General features: G+C 67.1%; 14 protein-coding genes. 2 read left to right on the top strand and 12 right to left on the bottom strand.

From position 1 onward, the window contains the following. Positions 1 to 6 precede the first annotated feature (6 nt). Positions 7 to 1,239: an arginine deiminase gene (gene arcA, locus BJ987_RS09850; protein WP_209887175.1), complete on the bottom strand. Its 1,233-nt coding sequence runs from the start codon at positions 1,237 to 1,239 to the stop codon at positions 7 to 9. A gap of 136 nt (positions 1,240 to 1,375) precedes the next feature. Between arcA and soxR the strand changes: the two genes are divergently transcribed. Continuing rightward, a complete protein-coding gene (gene soxR / locus BJ987_RS09845; protein WP_209887172.1) occupies positions 1,376 to 1,894 on the top strand; it encodes a redox-sensitive transcriptional activator SoxR in 519 nt (172 codons plus the stop codon). Here soxR and BJ987_RS09840 read toward each other — a convergent pair. The 6 genes from BJ987_RS09840 to BJ987_RS09815 all read right to left on the bottom strand — a co-directional run bounded on the left by BJ987_RS09840 (position 1,857) and on the right by BJ987_RS09815 (position 9,201). Next, entirely contained in the window at positions 1,857 to 2,723 is an 867-nt protein-coding gene (locus BJ987_RS09840) for an SDR family oxidoreductase (RefSeq protein WP_245366756.1), read from the bottom strand. The two genes, soxR and BJ987_RS09840, sit on opposite strands and share 38 nt — an antisense overlap. Before the next feature lie 119 nt (positions 2,724 to 2,842). Further along, positions 2,843 to 3,970, bottom strand: a complete 1,128-nt coding sequence (locus tag BJ987_RS09835) for a glycosyltransferase (protein WP_209887169.1) — start codon at positions 3,968 to 3,970, stop codon at positions 2,843 to 2,845. Positions 3,971 to 4,058: 88 nt separating this feature from the next. Further along, entirely contained in the window at positions 4,059 to 5,876 is a 1,818-nt protein-coding gene (locus BJ987_RS09830) for a putative bifunctional diguanylate cyclase/phosphodiesterase (protein ID WP_209898125.1), read from the bottom strand. Positions 5,877 to 5,943: 67 nt separating this feature from the next. Then, the gene (locus BJ987_RS09825; protein WP_209887166.1) at positions 5,944 to 8,121 is read right to left on the bottom strand and encodes an Rv1355c family protein; all 2,178 of its coding nucleotides are present in this window, start codon (positions 8,119 to 8,121) and stop codon (positions 5,944 to 5,946) included. 205 nt (positions 8,122 to 8,326) lie between these two features. After that, a complete protein-coding gene (locus BJ987_RS09820; protein ID WP_209887163.1) occupies positions 8,327 to 8,761 on the bottom strand; it encodes a GyrI-like domain-containing protein in 435 nt (144 codons plus the stop codon). Beyond that, entirely contained in the window at positions 8,758 to 9,201 is a 444-nt protein-coding gene (locus tag BJ987_RS09815; protein WP_209887158.1) for a GyrI-like domain-containing protein, read from the bottom strand. Before BJ987_RS09815 ends, BJ987_RS09820 begins: the two co-directional genes overlap by 4 nt. A 380-nt stretch (positions 9,202 to 9,581) precedes the next feature. On the opposite strand from BJ987_RS09815, the gene BJ987_RS09810 reads away from it, so the two are divergent. Continuing rightward, the gene (locus BJ987_RS09810) at positions 9,582 to 10,586 is read left to right on the top strand and encodes a poly(ethylene terephthalate) hydrolase family protein (protein ID WP_209887154.1); all 1,005 of its coding nucleotides are present in this window, start codon (positions 9,582 to 9,584) and stop codon (positions 10,584 to 10,586) included. An 83-nt stretch (positions 10,587 to 10,669) separates the two neighbouring features. Here the strand turns inward: BJ987_RS09810 and BJ987_RS09805 are convergent, their stop codons facing one another. The 5 genes from BJ987_RS09805 to BJ987_RS09785 form a co-directional block, all read right to left on the bottom strand. Continuing rightward, positions 10,670 to 11,230 carry a type 1 glutamine amidotransferase domain-containing protein gene (locus tag BJ987_RS09805; protein ID WP_209887151.1) on the bottom strand — a complete coding sequence of 187 codons (561 nt, stop codon included), beginning with the start codon at positions 11,228 to 11,230 and terminating at the stop codon, positions 10,670 to 10,672. A gap of 114 nt (positions 11,231 to 11,344) precedes the next feature. After that, a complete protein-coding gene (locus tag BJ987_RS09800; protein WP_209887148.1) occupies positions 11,345 to 12,478 on the bottom strand; it encodes a WD40 repeat domain-containing protein in 1,134 nt (377 codons plus the stop codon). Then, positions 12,475 to 13,398 (bottom strand): hypothetical protein, encoded by a 924-nt coding sequence (locus BJ987_RS09795; protein ID WP_209887145.1) that lies wholly within the window; start codon positions 13,396 to 13,398, stop codon positions 12,475 to 12,477. The genes BJ987_RS09800 and BJ987_RS09795 overlap by 4 nt, the downstream gene beginning before the upstream one ends. Positions 13,399 to 13,525: 127 nt before the next feature. Continuing rightward, complete coding sequence (gene ppnP, locus BJ987_RS09790; protein ID WP_209887142.1) at positions 13,526 to 13,837, bottom strand: pyrimidine/purine nucleoside phosphorylase; 312 nt, start codon at positions 13,835 to 13,837, stop codon at positions 13,526 to 13,528. 35 nt (positions 13,838 to 13,872) lie between these two features. Next, positions 13,873 to 14,772 (bottom strand): alpha/beta hydrolase, encoded by a 900-nt coding sequence (locus tag BJ987_RS09785; protein ID WP_209887139.1) that lies wholly within the window; start codon positions 14,770 to 14,772, stop codon positions 13,873 to 13,875. Between the last annotated feature and the right edge of the window lie 30 nt (positions 14,773 to 14,802).

Here is a 14,802-nt window from a genome sequence, read left to right as displayed (position 1 = left end):
GCACGCTCACACGGCATCTCGGGATAATGGGCAGGACATACAGCGGGGGCCGCCGCGCCCCGAGCCGAGCTCGGATCCGGGGATCCGGAGCACCTCGATTCCGGCGTCGGCGAGCCGCACATTGGTCATTTCGTTGCGTTCGTAGGCGATCACCACTCCTGGTGCGACGGCGAGAGTGTTGTTGCCGTCGTCCCATTGCTCGCGTTCGGCGGTGACCCCGTCGAGCCCGGTGTCGATGACCCGCAGCTTCCCGATACCCATCGCCTCCGCGGCCGCCGGCAGGAACGGGTCCGGCCCGCGCATGCTCACCCCGCCGTTGTCCTCGCGATGAATGGTGAAGGCCTGCAAGGTATCCCGCACGGCGGGGTACATCACCACGGCGTCGGTGTCGACCATGGTGCAGACGGTGTCGAGGTGCATCGTGGCCCGGTTCTGCGCGATCGGCACCACCAGCACGGTGTGCGCGAGGTCGTCGTCGAACAGGCTGCGCGCCAAGGCTTCCGCGCCCGCGGGCGAGGTGCGCTCGCCCACGCCCACCGCCACCACGCCCGGCGCGAGCAGCAGCACGTCACCGCCCTCTATCGGCGCGGTGTGTGATTCGTAGGCCCGGCGCACGCCCAGGAAGCGGGGATGGAAGGCGTAGATGAGGTCGGTGAGCGAGGTTTCCCGCATCCGGGCGGGCAGCGCGAGGGAGGTGATCGCCACTCGCGGGCCGACCCAGAACGAGGAGTCGCGGGTGAACAGCAGATTCGGCAGCGGGGTGATGACGAAATCGCCGCCGTGGTGCATCCGGCGCACGAGGGAGGCGGCGTCCGGGCCGAAGGGTAGCTCGTCGAAGGTCATGCCCGCCATCAGCAGGTCGGCCAGTTCCCCGGCGGGGACGCCGCGCAGGTATGCGGCGAGTTCGTCGGCGAGCTGATGTCCGAGCTTGCGCGCGTCCACCGCCGAGGAAATGCCCTGAATCCGCGCCGCGCCGCTGACGGCGAGGGTTTCGGCGAGCAGGTCGGCCAGCAGCAGCACCTCGACTCCGCGGTCACGCAACACTCCAGCGAATGTGTCGTGTTCCTGCTGCGCGCGCTCCACCCAGGGGATGCCGTCGAACAGCAGTTGGTCGTTGTTGCGCGGGGTCAACCGCCGGAGTTCGTCACCCGGCCGGTGCAGTAGCACCGTGCGCAGGGTTCCGACTTCGGAGGTCACGCCGAGCTGCGCTTCGGCGCGGGGTTGTGCGTCTGCTCCCATGATCCGACCGTAGTTCGCCGGAGGCCGCTGAGCACGGAATTCGCGCGGATGTCGTGCGGTTCACGGGGGGCTGCCCCGATTCCGCCCCCAGCCCACCCTAACCTGAAGTATTGTTTAGGTGAACGGAGGAGCGTGCATGACGACAGCCGATTGGCGAACAAAGGAGCTGACCCCCGGGCAGCTGTCCGAGCGTAGCGGAGTGGCGGTCTCCGCGTTGCACTTCTACGAACGCGAGGGCCTGATCACCAGCCGCCGGACCAGCGGCAACCAACGCCGCTACGCGCGAGAAACCTTGCGGCGCGTGGCATTCATCCGTATCTCGCAGCGAGTCGGCATACCGCTCAGCGAGATTCGCGCGGCCCTGGACAAGCTCCCCGAGGGCCGCACGCCCACCCGTCGCGACTGGGAAACTCTGTCCACCACCTGGCGCAGCGACCTCGACGATCGGATCACCCAGCTGATTCGCTTGCGCGACAACCTGACCGGGTGCATCGGCTGCGGCTGCCTGTCGCTGGGCAGTTGCAAACTGGTGAACGAGCGCGATCAGCTCGGTGCGCAGGGTCCGGGCGCCGTCGTCCTGGATACCCACATCAACTGCCCGCCCGGGAAGAACGCCGTCAACTGCGAGCCCGGGACGCAGACAGCAGCCGGTTGAACCGCGCGCTCATCCGCCGGATCACGAATTCGTAAGGCAGAGCGAACTTCCGGGCCCACCAGTAGCCGAACCGGATGTCCGGCGAGCTGTAGACGAGGAACCGATTGCGCTCGATACCGGTGAGGATGGCCCGCGCCACCTTCTCCGGCGGTACCGCGTGCTTGGTGAATTCCGTTGTGAGCCGGGCGACCCGGGGTTCTTCCTTGTCGATCCCGACCAGCTCGAACGACCGCACCAGCGGAGTGTTCACCGCCCCGGGCGCCACCAGATGCACCGAGATCCCGTGCGGCTCCAAGTCGAATCGGAGCACCTCGGACACGCCCCGGATGCCGTACTTGCCCGCGCTGTAGGCCGCGTGCCACGGCAACGCGATCAAGCCCGCGGCCGAGGACACGTTCACCAGCGCGCCGCCCCGGCCCGCGCGCACCATCTCGGGCACGAAGCTCTCGATCACGTGAATCGGCCCCATCAGATTCACCTCGACCATTCGCCGCCAGTGCTGATGCTCCAGGTTCTCCACGGTTCCCCAGATGGAATGACCCGCGACGTTCATGACGATGTCGAGACTGCCGTGCGCGGCATGCACCTCCTCAGCGAAGGCTGTCACGGCGTCGTAGTCGGTGATATCCAGTGCGCGCGCGGCCAATACGACGCCGCCCGCGGACCGGATCAGCGCGCCGGTCTCCGCCAGCCCCGCCGCGTTGATATCGGTGAGTACGAGTTCGGCTCCCGCGCCGGCCGCGGCCAGGGCGGTCGCCCGGCCGATCCCACTCGCCGCGCCGGTCACCAGAGTCTTCGCGCCCCGCACCTCGGTCCGCCGCCGCCTCAACCCGCGCACCGCGACTCCATTCTCATAGCCGTTTCACTGTCCCCGGAGGCTACTGCCCATTCCCGCACGTATAGCCGGATTCCGCAGCTGTCACACCCCCCAATTCTGGGGTCCCGCGGCTAGCGCTGGAGGACGGAGAGCATGCGGTCGACCGCGCGGGGCCAGGTGAACTGCTCCGCCCGGGTGCGGGCCGCTTTTCTGCGGTCCGCGGGCGGCAGGGCGAGCACGTCGGTGACGGCATCGGCGAAGGCGGCGGGGTCGTCGGCGGCGACGGCGCCGCAGTCGGGCGTGACGATGTCGGCGAGGGCCGAGGACCGGCTGGCCACCACCGGCGTGCCGGCGGCGAGGGCTTCGAGGGCGGCCAGGCCGAAGGTTTCGTGCGGACCCGGTGCGAGGGAAATGTCGGCGGTGGCAAGCAGTTTCGCGACCATGGCGCGGTCGGTGATGAAGCCGGTGAAGTGGACGGCGGGCCGGCCTCCGGACAGGGCGGGCACCGTGCGGGCGCGACGTTCCAGGGCCTCCCGCCGCGGACCGTCACCGGCGACTATCAGGCGGACCTCGGTGCCCGACCTGCGCAGTTCACCGACCGCCTCGATACTGCGGTCCACCCGCTTCTCCACCGACAACCGGCCGCAGTGCACCAGCAGCGGGTGCCCGGGGACGCCCAGGTTCGCCCGCAGCCGGCCGTCGCGGCGGTGCGGGCTGAACAGGTCGAGATCGACTCCGAGCGGGACCAATTCGACGTTCGGCGCGCCGATCCGCTCGAATTCCGCCCGCGCGAAATCGGTGGTGCAGACGACGATTTCGTAATCCCGCGCGGTGCGCCGATTGGCCAGGTCGGCGAGCCTTCGCGCGGCGGGGCCCGGCATGATCTGACCGAGCAAGCGGTCGAGCCGCTCGTGCGAGATCATCACCCCGGTCACGTCCCGGCGGCGCGCCCAGCGACCGAAACCGCGCAGCGTCAGGCGATCCGATACCTCCAGGACGTCGGGCCCGAGCCCGGACAGGACATCCGCGACGCGGCGCGGATCGGCGGCGCGATAGCCGCCGGTCCCGGGAATCGGCAAGGCGGGCAAGGTAATCCGCAGCACGCCGGTCGGCAGCATCTCCTCGGTGCGGCGCGCGCCGGGCACGATCAGCACCACCTCATGGCCCGCCGCGACGTAACCCTCGCCCAAATGATGCAGGGCGGTGCGCAGTCCGCCCGATCGCGGTCCGTAGAAGTTCGCCAGTTGGACTATGCGCACCCACCGATCGTTCAACGGACGCGGTGTTCGCGGGGGCCGTACAGCGCAACGTGGAGTGAACAGGAGGAGAAAGAACCGTTCGCGCCGCTCAGCGCGGCGCGGTGCCGCGGCCCGCCCGGGGAAGTTCCAGGTCGAGCGGGATGCGGCCGACCGCGAGGTGCTCCTCGACCTCGTCGGCGGGCATCGGGCGGGCGATCAGGAAACCTTGCGCGCGATAGCAACCGAGGCCGACGAGGGTGCGGGCGGCGACGGCGGTTTCCACGCCCTCACCGACGACGCCGAGGCCGAAGGAACCCGCCAGGCCGATGATGGACTTCACGATGGCGAGGTCGTCGGTGCTCGCGCCCAGGCGCTGGACGAAGCCGCGGTCGATCTTCACGGCGTCCACCGGCAGGGCCTTCAAATGCGACAGCGAGCTGTAACCGGTGCCGAAATCGTCGATGGCGATCTGCACGCCCATCCGCTTCAACCCGCGCAGCGTCACCTGGGTGCGCGCGAGATCTTGCACGACGACATGTTCGGTGATCTCCAGGCAGACCGAACTGCCGTCGATGCCGAACAGGCGCAGGATGTCCTCGATCCGCTCCACGAAGTCCAGACTGACCAGCTGCACCGGCGAGACATTGATGCGCATCACGACATTGGAGGCCAGGCCGCGCCGGCGCCACTCGGCGAACTGCGCGCAGGCCGAGCGGATCACCCAGCGGCCCAGTTCGCCCGCGAGATTCGTGGCTTCGGCGACGGTGACGAACGCGGCGGGCGGCAACATACCGCGGGTCGGGTGCATCCAGCGGACCAGCGCTTCCAGCGCCACGATCCGGCCGGTGCGCAGGTCGACCTCCGGCTGGAAATGCAGCAGCAGCGACCCGTCCGAGACCGCGCCGCGCAGGTTCAACTCCACGTCGTCCTGCAGTTCGAACTGGGCCCGCATCGCGTCGGTGAATACCGCGACCCCGTTGCCGCCGCCGGACTTCGCCGACAGTAACGCGTGATCGGCCCGGCGCAGCACGTCGGCAACCGTGGTCTCGCCGGGAATGCCCACGGCCACACCGACGCTCGCGCCCCGGCTGACGGATTCCCCGCCGACTGTCACCCGCCGTCCGATGAGCTGCTGTATCCGTGTGGCTTCCAGTTCGGCCGCGACCGCGTCCATCGGTTTCGCGGGCACGATGACGAACTCGTCCCCGCCCAGCCGGGCGATCATGTCGTGCGTGTCGAGATTCTCGCGCAGCCGCGACGACAGGGTGCGGATGAAGTTGTCCCCGGCGGTGTGCCCGAGAAAGTCGTTCAGCGCCTTCAACCGGTCCAGATCCAGGAACAGCGCCGCCACCGGACCGGGCGCGCCCGCGCGCAGACGCTCCTCCATGTGTTCGAGCAGCGCCCGCCGATTCGCCAGCCCGGTCAGATCGTCGTGCAGCGCGATGTAGCGCAGTCGCTCCTCCGCCACCACACGCGCCTGCACCTGGGCGAACAACGCGGCGATCGCCTTGAGCACATTGAGTTCCCGGGTGCTCCAATCCCGGTCGCCCTGTTTGATGAAGCCGAGGACGCCGGTGGATTCACCGCGCGAGATCAGCGGCACCGCGGCCATCGCGACGGTCGGGATGCCGGAGGACCGGCGGATCGTCTCCTGGTAGTCGGCGGACTGCACGTCGGGGCGCACGATGATCGGCTCGATCGCGTGTTCGAGTTCCCGGAAGACCGAGTCGGCGTGCTCGAAGTAGACGACTTTCAGCGGGTCCGGATCAGGGACCTCGGCACGGTGCGGCCATTCCGCGATCAGCACGGTGGCCCGGCGGTCGCGCTCGGTGTGGCGGAGATAGCTGAAGTCGACGTCGAAATGCTCGACCAGTTTGGCCAGCACGCGTTCGCTCGCCGCCACCATGGTCGTGGCGTCGACGCCCATCAACTCGGCGGCGACTTCGGTCACCAACGAGTCGAGCGTTCGGCGAGGCACCCTGTCTCCGATCGTGCTAGCTGCGGTCGCCCGCGCCCGACTGTTGCGAACCGCCCCACGGGCTGCGCCGAAGGCCCTCCCCGGAGGGGAGCCGCCTACTGCGGACCGTGGCTGCTGCCGCGTAGCTCAGGCGAAGCACCAATGCCATGATCTCATGTCGAGGCACTCCTAGCAGGTCCAGGAAACGGCCCTGAAGTGAAGTCAGTGTATCCGCGAAATCGGGGGAAATCGCGACCAACTCGTCAGGTTGCCGTGCGTAGAGGTACACCGGCGAGACAGGTTGCACGGCGAGACCTCGGCGTCCGGCCTCGAGCCACACCCGCTGGGCGGCCGCGCCGGCCCGGACATAGTCGCCGCGAGTCGGGGGGCCCTCGGGACAGGGCAAGGTCACCGCGAGCACGGCGGAGCTGGAGTTCACCCGGTCCCGGGTGTATTCGCCGAGCGCGTGACCGGCCGACCATTCGCGCAGTCGCGCCATCACGTCCGAGCGCCGGGCCATCCGCAGTTTGGCCTGCTCGACGGGGGTGAGTTCGAGGCTGCGGACGTCGATGCCGGTCAGCGGATCCTCCCCCGGCCAGCGCAGTTCGGCGAACAGTTCTTCGTGCAGGCGCGGGGTGAGATAGCGGATCCGGTCGGAGTTGCCGAGCAGGTCAGCGGCCTGGTCGATATCGGCGCGGTCGGTGACGTAGCGGATCTTCGCGCCCTCGGCCGCGGCCGCCGTGGCCAGGCTCGCGAGTACCCGACCCGAGATCGCCGCACCATTGCCGAGACGCCGGTTCGTTTCCCGGGACAAGGCAGCCGGATAGTCCCGGGCCAGCAGAGCGTCATCGCCGGAGCCGAACCGCATGCTCGCGGTGAGCGCGCCGGCCTCGTCCTCGCGGACGCGGTGTGGTCCCAGGATGCCGTGCGCGGCCGCCGCGGCTCGGGCGTTGTGCAGGGCCGCGCCGATCGCGACGGCGCTGCCCCGATACCCGATATCCAGTGCCGAGGATCGCGTGCGCACCAGTTCCATCCGGAGTTCGGCGTCGTCGCCGCGCAGCACCCATGGCTGGGTATTGCCCCCGGACGGGGCGCGCTGCGCGCATTCGAGCACTCGTTCGATCGGCGTGCCGGGCGCCGCGGCCGACACCGGCCGGTGCGCGTCGAGCAGCGGCTCCTCGTCCGGCTCCGGTTCGGCCAGCGCGTCCAGCCCGTGTTCCAGGTCGACGCGCACGCGGCCGGAGGAAAGCTTGTGCCCCAACCCGATTCGGCGCACGGCCGCCGCCACGATCGCCGCGCCCAGTTGCACTTCGCCGCCGAGTTGCGGCCAGGTCGTGACGGTTTCGTCGATCTCGACCAAGCTCGCCGCCATCCGCGCGGACAGCTGGCCGGGGTCCAAAATTCGCATGACGTGCGGCGCTTTGTCTTTGGTGCTCAGGCCACGCAGGTCCGCGCCGGTGGTGGCGCCGAGCAGGCCGTGGAACGGCAGCCGCCCGGGTTCCAGGTCGTAGCGTTCGACATCGAACAACCCGCGGTCGCTGGTCTCCATGAGTAAGGGAATGCGGTGCCGCCGCGCGCCTTCGCGGACCGCGAATTTGATGTCCAGCGAATCGCATTCCTCGATGACGATCGAGAGCCCGGTGAGGAATTCCTCGACGGAATCCTCGGTGATGCCGGACGTGCGGACCTCCACCGGCAGGTACGGGTCGAGTTCGGCGATGCGCCGGGCGGTGACGATCGATTTGTTCACACCGATGTCGAAGATGTTGCCCGGCACCCGATTCAGGTTGGAGAGCTCGATCTCGTCGAAATCGGCCAGCCGCAGCATGCCGCAGCCGCCTTCGAGGGCGATGGTGTACGCGCAGGCGTGGCCGACGCTCTGTCCGACGACGCCGATCCGCTGCTCGCTCAATCGCCGCTGTTCGGCGCGGGTGAGTTTGTTGCGGTTGCGGTCCAGCCGCAGGGCGCGGAAGGAGGTTTCGTCCAGCAGCCCGACCATGGTGCGCCGCCACGGGTAGTACACCCAGCGGTCCGTGGGTTCGGCCTCGATGGGGTTCGTGATCTTGCCGAGCTCCCGGCGCAGCGGGTCGCGCAGATCGAGGATGCGAATCCGGGCCGATTTGCGCAGTTGCGCGAGCATGGGCGCATCGCCGGGCGCCGACTCGTCGAGGATCAGCGGGCGATAGTCCACGCCGGGACCGACGTCACCGTTCATGCCTGCGCACGTCCTCCGATCCATGGCTGCCGGGCGTGGTTTGCCTAGGGCAGTATCCGTCATCCGGCAGGAATTGACCAGGCGTCTGGCTAATCTCCCGAAAACTAATCGGGCGTCCGGAAATTCCCGCAGGTCAAACGATCATGGAGGTGGTAATGCTGGAATCTAGAGACCAGTCGGTTCCAATTTAGTTAACTTTCGGCAATTAGATCAGGATCGAGATGAACAGCTCGACCGACTGCGGGCCGCGCCAGATCTCGATCTCCTCGCGGTAGGCGCGGGTGATCTCCGCCGACGCCGTCGCGTCATCGACCTGGGCCCACACGTCCTCCACCGGGTCGTGATAATCCCCGTTCGGCTCGAACCGCGCGTAGACGCCCTTGGGCACCTGGACCAGCAGGTCACCCACCGGAACGGCTTCCGGCGCAGCGTATTCGAAGCAGACGATGGCGTTGTAGTTGCCCGCCGGGTCCGGCACGTACACCGTGTACATCGGCTGCTTGTCGCCGGAACGTTCGCGCAGTCGATCTTTGAGGAACTCGATCAGATCACTGTTGCTGACCTTGAAGCTGGGGCGCACCCGGGGCACCACCAAGCCGCCGTAGATCGCCGCGTTGCGAACCGCGATGGTGTAAGTCATGACCCCTCGACCGCGAGGTAGAACTCGATCTTGTAGGCGTGCGGGTAGCACTCGAAGTCGCCGGTGTAGGTGCGCTTGATCTGCTTGTGCTCCTCGGCGTAGGCGATTTGGGTCCACAGGTCCGTCATCACCTGGGGGAAGTTGCCGACCGAGGAGAAGCGGGCGTAGGTGCCGCGCGGCAGCCGGGCCACCAGGTGACCTCGGGTGACCTGGTCGAAAGAGCTGCACTGATACCCGACGATCTGGGTGTTGTAGGTGCTGAGTTCACCGGTGTAATCGGTGAAGGCACTGGCCAGCGGACCGCCGAGATCCTGGTGCAGCACTGCCGCCCAGGCCGCTTCGAGATCGTGGTCGCGCAGTTCTCCGAGCGCGCGCTTCGGGCTTCGGACCGGCAGTCCGGCGACCCACGTCTCGTCCCGCTCGACTATTTCAAACTGCATGGAAAGGACTCTCTCGCGGTGGCATTCCGGTTCGCTGCCCGCATCCGGTCGGCTAGAAACGCCATGCTATCAACCCGAGCCGGCGGGTCGCGTTCGCCGGCACCTCGCGTCGTCGGCTCGGCACCGGCATTGAACTGGACAAATGTCCGGCAGACGCTCCGGCGGCGTCCCGGCAACCGCCCTGCCTGACCTCCGCCAGCTAACGGCACGGCGGATGCTTCTGCGCTGCAAGCGAATCCATAGCTAACGTTTGCCCGGCCGCGCCCCAGGGCCGCATTGTGTCGCGGGACACATCCGGGTATCTTCTGAAATGCGAGACCGCATGGTTTCACAAGCTACGGGGAGCCCTGCGGGGACGTAATGGACAAGGTGGTCCAAAAATGAACTTTCGCGCACGTCTGCGCACGGCGACGGCGGTCGCACTGACCGCGGTCGCGGTCTGCGCCGCCGGAACCGCCGCGGCCGAGGACATCTCCCCCGGCACCACCGCCCAGAGCCTGTTCAACACCACCGGACCCCATCCCGTCGCGACCGCCGTCCGAACCAACCCCTGCCAGGAATCGGTCTTCGGGATGGTGCAGCACGTCGTGGTGCATCTGTTCGGGAATCGGGACGACATGACCTGCACGCAGGCGTTCCCCAACGGCCTGGAGTCACCGGTCGGGGTCAACACCTACTACCCGGCCGACATCGCCGACCTGACCAGCGCCCCGCTGCTGGTGTTCACCGGCGGGATCAATTCCAATCCGGGCATGTACGACGCGCTGGCCCGGCAGTGGGTCAGTCACGGCTTCGTGGTGACGATCCCGTACGACTTCGTCAACTCGCTGGCCCATGTACCCGCGCTGGGCGTGGCGGCGGCCCTCGTCGCCCACCGGGATCCGAACTCCCCGCTGCACAACAAGATCGACCTGAGCCGCACCGTCTTCGGCGGGCATTCCGCGGGCGGCCAGGCCGCGCTGCAGGCCGGGACGTTGTTCCCCCGCGTCGCCGCGTCCATCGATCCCGCGCTGCGGGTGGCGGGCGTACTGGCCATCGAACCCGGACCGCTGGCGGTCGGCGCGCTGATCGAAGTGCCCACGCTGTTCCTCACCGGCTACAACGACTGGGTGGTGCCGGACTTCGCGTGGGTGCGCTGGTGGCAGTACAACCTGTTCTCCGCCGCCCCGGCGTGGATCGCCAATGCCCGTGGGGTCAGCCACTTCTCGCCGGTGGACAGCCTCGACGCCTACCCGTCGGCGGGCACCGCGGTCGCCTATTTGCGCTACCTCGCCTTCGGCGACGAGACCGCCCGGCAGTTCTTTGTCGGGCCGAATTGGGCACTGCCCCAAGACAAGACGTACTTCAGCGTCGAGCGCAACGCGCGGGCCGACGGCGTGCGCTAACTCGCCGCCCGGGACCGGCGCACCGCCCGCGGCGACGAAGTTGCTCCCAGTATGTGAGCGATGGCACCGAGCGAAACCCGCCGCTACTTCGATTCCGCCACTTCGCTGATGGCCTCGACGAAATCGCCCAGGTCGTCGGGGTTGCGGGAGGTGATGAGCATCCAGCCGTCCTCCGGCGACCGCACCGCGGACTCGTCCACCCACTTGCCGCCGGCATTGGTGATGTCCGTGCGGACCGACTGATACGAGGTCAGCGTCTTGCCCGGGACCAGGCCCGCTTCCACCAGCAGCCACGGACCGTGGCAGATCGCCGCGATCGGCTTGCCGGCCGCGGCGAAATCCTTCGCCAGCGTCACCGCCCGCTCCTCGAGCCGCAGCTTGTCGGCGTTCACCGTGCCGCCGGGGACCACCAGTACTTCGAAATCGCCGACCTGCACGTCGTCGAGGGATGCGTCCGGCTGCAGCTCCTCGTCGGGCTGCGTATCGTGCCGGAACGTCCGCACACCTTCGTTCTTCGGCGCCGCGTGGATCACCTGCGCGCCCAGCGCCCGCAGCTGCCCGAGCGGCACCACCAGCTCGTCTCGCTCGACCCCGGTGTTGGAGGTGATGATCAGAACCCGGACATTTTCCAGCCGACCCGACATGAGCAGCTCCTTTCCGATCGCGGAAGACTCTCTACGGGGCATGCCGCGATCGGCGGAGCTTAAACCTGCCCGGTGCGGTGCGGGCTCCAGCCCAGCGTTGGCCTCCTGCGCCAGTTACCCGGACGGATTGCGCTCGTGGTGCCAAAGTGTGATAACCCCGGCTTGCTGCATGGCGAAGAGCGAACCGTTGCGGCTGAATGCCAGGCGGCCAGCGTAGCCAGATTCGGAATCATTGGCTCTACATTGATTTGGGGCGGTGTGACGGACTTTACCGTCCGCCGTAGACCAGAAGATGGCCGGCATGTTGTAGCCAGCTCCGACAACTGTATGACCATCTGGACTGACGGCAATCGAGTCGATACGGTTGTGCTCGCATTGCAGCGGCACATACATTCTACGAACAGTCTTTTTCGACTGCATGTCAATGATTTGAATGGTGGAGTCGTTGGCGCCCGCGATGAGAAGTCTTCCGTTGGGATGGAACACAAATTTCCGTATACCATGGATATCGAATCCATTAATTCGCTGATATGTCCGCAAATCCCATATCGCGACGCGCCCGTCTTTTCCGCTTTCCGAGCCGGTAGCCGTCGCAATATATTCGCCGCTTTCGGAAACGGCGGCACTCGTCACGAATCCATCGGCTTCGGTGCTCAGCCGTGCGACACGACGCGAATCCGCGACATTCCAGACGTCCACGGCGGCACGTCCTTGGCTTGTGCCCACGGCGTAGATCATCTTGCCGTCACCGCTATAATCGATGCTCGAATATACGGCAAATTTATCGATCCGGAGTGTCTTGATCAAGAAGCGATTCTCGATATTCCATATCTGGATGGCGCTCTCTCCGAAGCTGTCCCTCCCAGGACGCGCTCCACAGCCTCCGCCTACAGCCAACTCGCGCCCATCCGGACTGACCGTCAGGGCTCGAACATTATCGGGTTGCAGACCCAGAAAATTTCGCTCACCGTTGTCGCACGTAATAACAGCGAACTCGCGCAAGCCGGCGACCTCCCAGAAGCCGACAGAATTGTGGACGCGCGAGTTCAGCGGGTTCTTTACGACATATATCGCTTTGCCGTCCGGGCTGAGGCCGAATTCATGTCCGTCCTTGATCTCACCGCGGTAATGCAAGGCCGTCGAGTACACATGCTCGTCACTTCGCACTACCATCCGGACGCCGAAAATCACTGCGGCAGCCAAAACGGTGGTAGAAACCAGGGCGATGGCAACGTTCGCCGGCTTCATCCGCGCGGCCGGCTACAGGTGGGACTACAGAATTGGGCTGCGTCCACCTTTTTGACCACATTGATATCACCGACCGGTGTATACACGGCCCCATATCTGTCGGCATAGTCGGAAACGGAGAACGGTGACCCGCTGTTTCCGACAGTCATCTCGAAAAGTTTGCCGGATGCCACACCGGTGATGATGAATTCAAATTTATACGATGCCGCAACCTCCGGTTCAGGCGCCATCGGTTCGACCTCCACATCGACGATGTATTGCTCACCGAGTTTGAGGTCTATGCGGGTTCCGTCGAAGAAGCTTCTGCCAGGTACCGGACACGCGCCATCCTCTCCGCGTTTGACGACCCGCGGCGCGGTGCTGGATAGGTCTACACAGGCGTCCAAATTCTGTTCGGCGCCCTGTAGCGGAAATCTCAACAATGTCCCATTCAGTGCCGGCTTCTTCTCCACCACCCGTACGGCGATATCCAATATCGACACCGTTTGAGTCCGGGCGCCCTCCAGCACGATTTTGACTCGCAACGGACCGACGATGGTGGCTTGGTTCGCCACCAACAGTTTCCGCAGATCGGCGGCCGCCGTGGGTACGGTGTCCGGCTCACCAGCGAGCCGACCAGGCAGAACATAGATGTTGCCCACCCTGCCGATCCCATGGTGCACTGCGACGCGGATCTCCGGACCGGACCGCAACGCATCTCCGAGGGCGGGCCCGAAATTTGTCATCACCAAGCCCACGACTCCACTGACCAGCGCGGCTACGGCCAATCCGATGACGACCTTGGAGGTACGCCCAAGACCGGTGACCGCGGCTACCACCCGGCCGGCGATGCGCTGGCGCGTGCTCGGTGGCCGCTTCGGGCGCAACGTGGTGACCCGCTTCAGCCGTCGCCGACGGTCGATCTCGCCTGAACCGGGCACTCGTCCCCACCCCTCGCTGAATCCTGCTGCGCCAGCCGCGATTTCGCTATAGCACGCTAGCATCAGTAAGTCGGCTCCGCAGCGAAACCGGCAGTGACCGTGGCTGCGGCGCGAGGCGGACTGCGGGCTAGCCGAAGTGACAGACGTAGTGCACGGTGTCGAGAACCTCGATCTGGAACGAGCTGTCGCCCGGGACCTCGAACGATTCGCCGCCGCGGTAGGTGACCGGCTCGGTCGCGCCCGCCAGGGTCACCTTGCACTCGCCCTCGATGAGCTCCATGATCTCCGGCGCGCCGGTGGTGAACGTGAGGGTGGCGGGCAGGATGACGCCGACCGACTTGCTGGTGCCGTCGGCCAGGGTCAGCGCGTGGCTGACGCACTTTCCGTCGAAGTACACGTTGGCCTTCTTCGCCACGCTGACGTTCTCGAACTGCGCCATGATCTCTTTCCCGGGGTCGGAGTGGAGCCGTCAGCTTACTGAGGGGCCCCTGGACGGCTGTCCGGTACCTCGGCGAAGAACGCCCGGAACTGCTCGGCGACCACGTCGGGAACCTCTTCGGGGAGAAAATGACCGCCCGGCAGCGCCTCGCCCGCGACATCGGCGGCCCACCGGCCCCAGACCGCCAGCGGGTCGTACCACTGATCGACCGCGCCCGAGGCGCTCCACAGGACGAGGGTCGGGCACTCGATCGGACGACGCGGACGGTCGGCCCGGTCGAGTGCGGTGTCCGTGGTTGCGGCGCAACGGTATTGCTCGCAGATGGCGTGCACGCGGGCCGGATCGTCGAATTGGGCGCGGTAGGCCGCGCGCGCGTCCTCGGGGAAGGTGAAGCCGGGGGCGGCCCAGGTCTCCAGCAGATGGTCGACGAACGAGTGCGGGTCCCCGGCGAGCAGACGCTCGGGGATGGGCGCGGGCGCGCCGAGGAAGCTCCATACCCAGAAGCCCAGGGCGAACCGGTGATCGGCGCTGTCGAAGGCGTCGGCGGTCGGGATGATGTCCAGCACGGCCAGCCGCCGCACCCGCTCGGGATGATCGATGGCCATCCGGTACGCGCAGCGCGCCCCACGATCATGGCCCGCGACGTGGAATCGGTCGAAACCCAGCCGGGTCATCACCTCGACCTGTTCGGCCGCCAGCGACCGCATCGAATAGTCCGTGGACTCGGGTGCGGCGCTGTGGCCGTAACCGCGCAGGTCGGTGGCGATGACGGTGTACCGATCGGCGAGCTGCCGGGCGACCGCGGACCACATCAGATGGGTTTGCGGCAGGCCGTGCAGCAGGAGCAGCGGCGGCCCCGCGCCGGCCCGCGCCCCGTGGATCCGGCCCACGGTGGTGTCGACGTCGAACGGGTGCAGGGGGCGGGCAGCGGTCATGTCTGCCGGGATACCCAGGCCCGCCGCACG

The sequence above is a fragment of the Nocardia goodfellowii genome (assembly GCF_017875645.1).
Taxonomy (GTDB): domain Bacteria; phylum Actinomycetota; class Actinomycetes; order Mycobacteriales; family Mycobacteriaceae; genus Nocardia; species Nocardia goodfellowii.
This window is presented reverse-complemented; position numbering and strand designations above follow the sequence as displayed.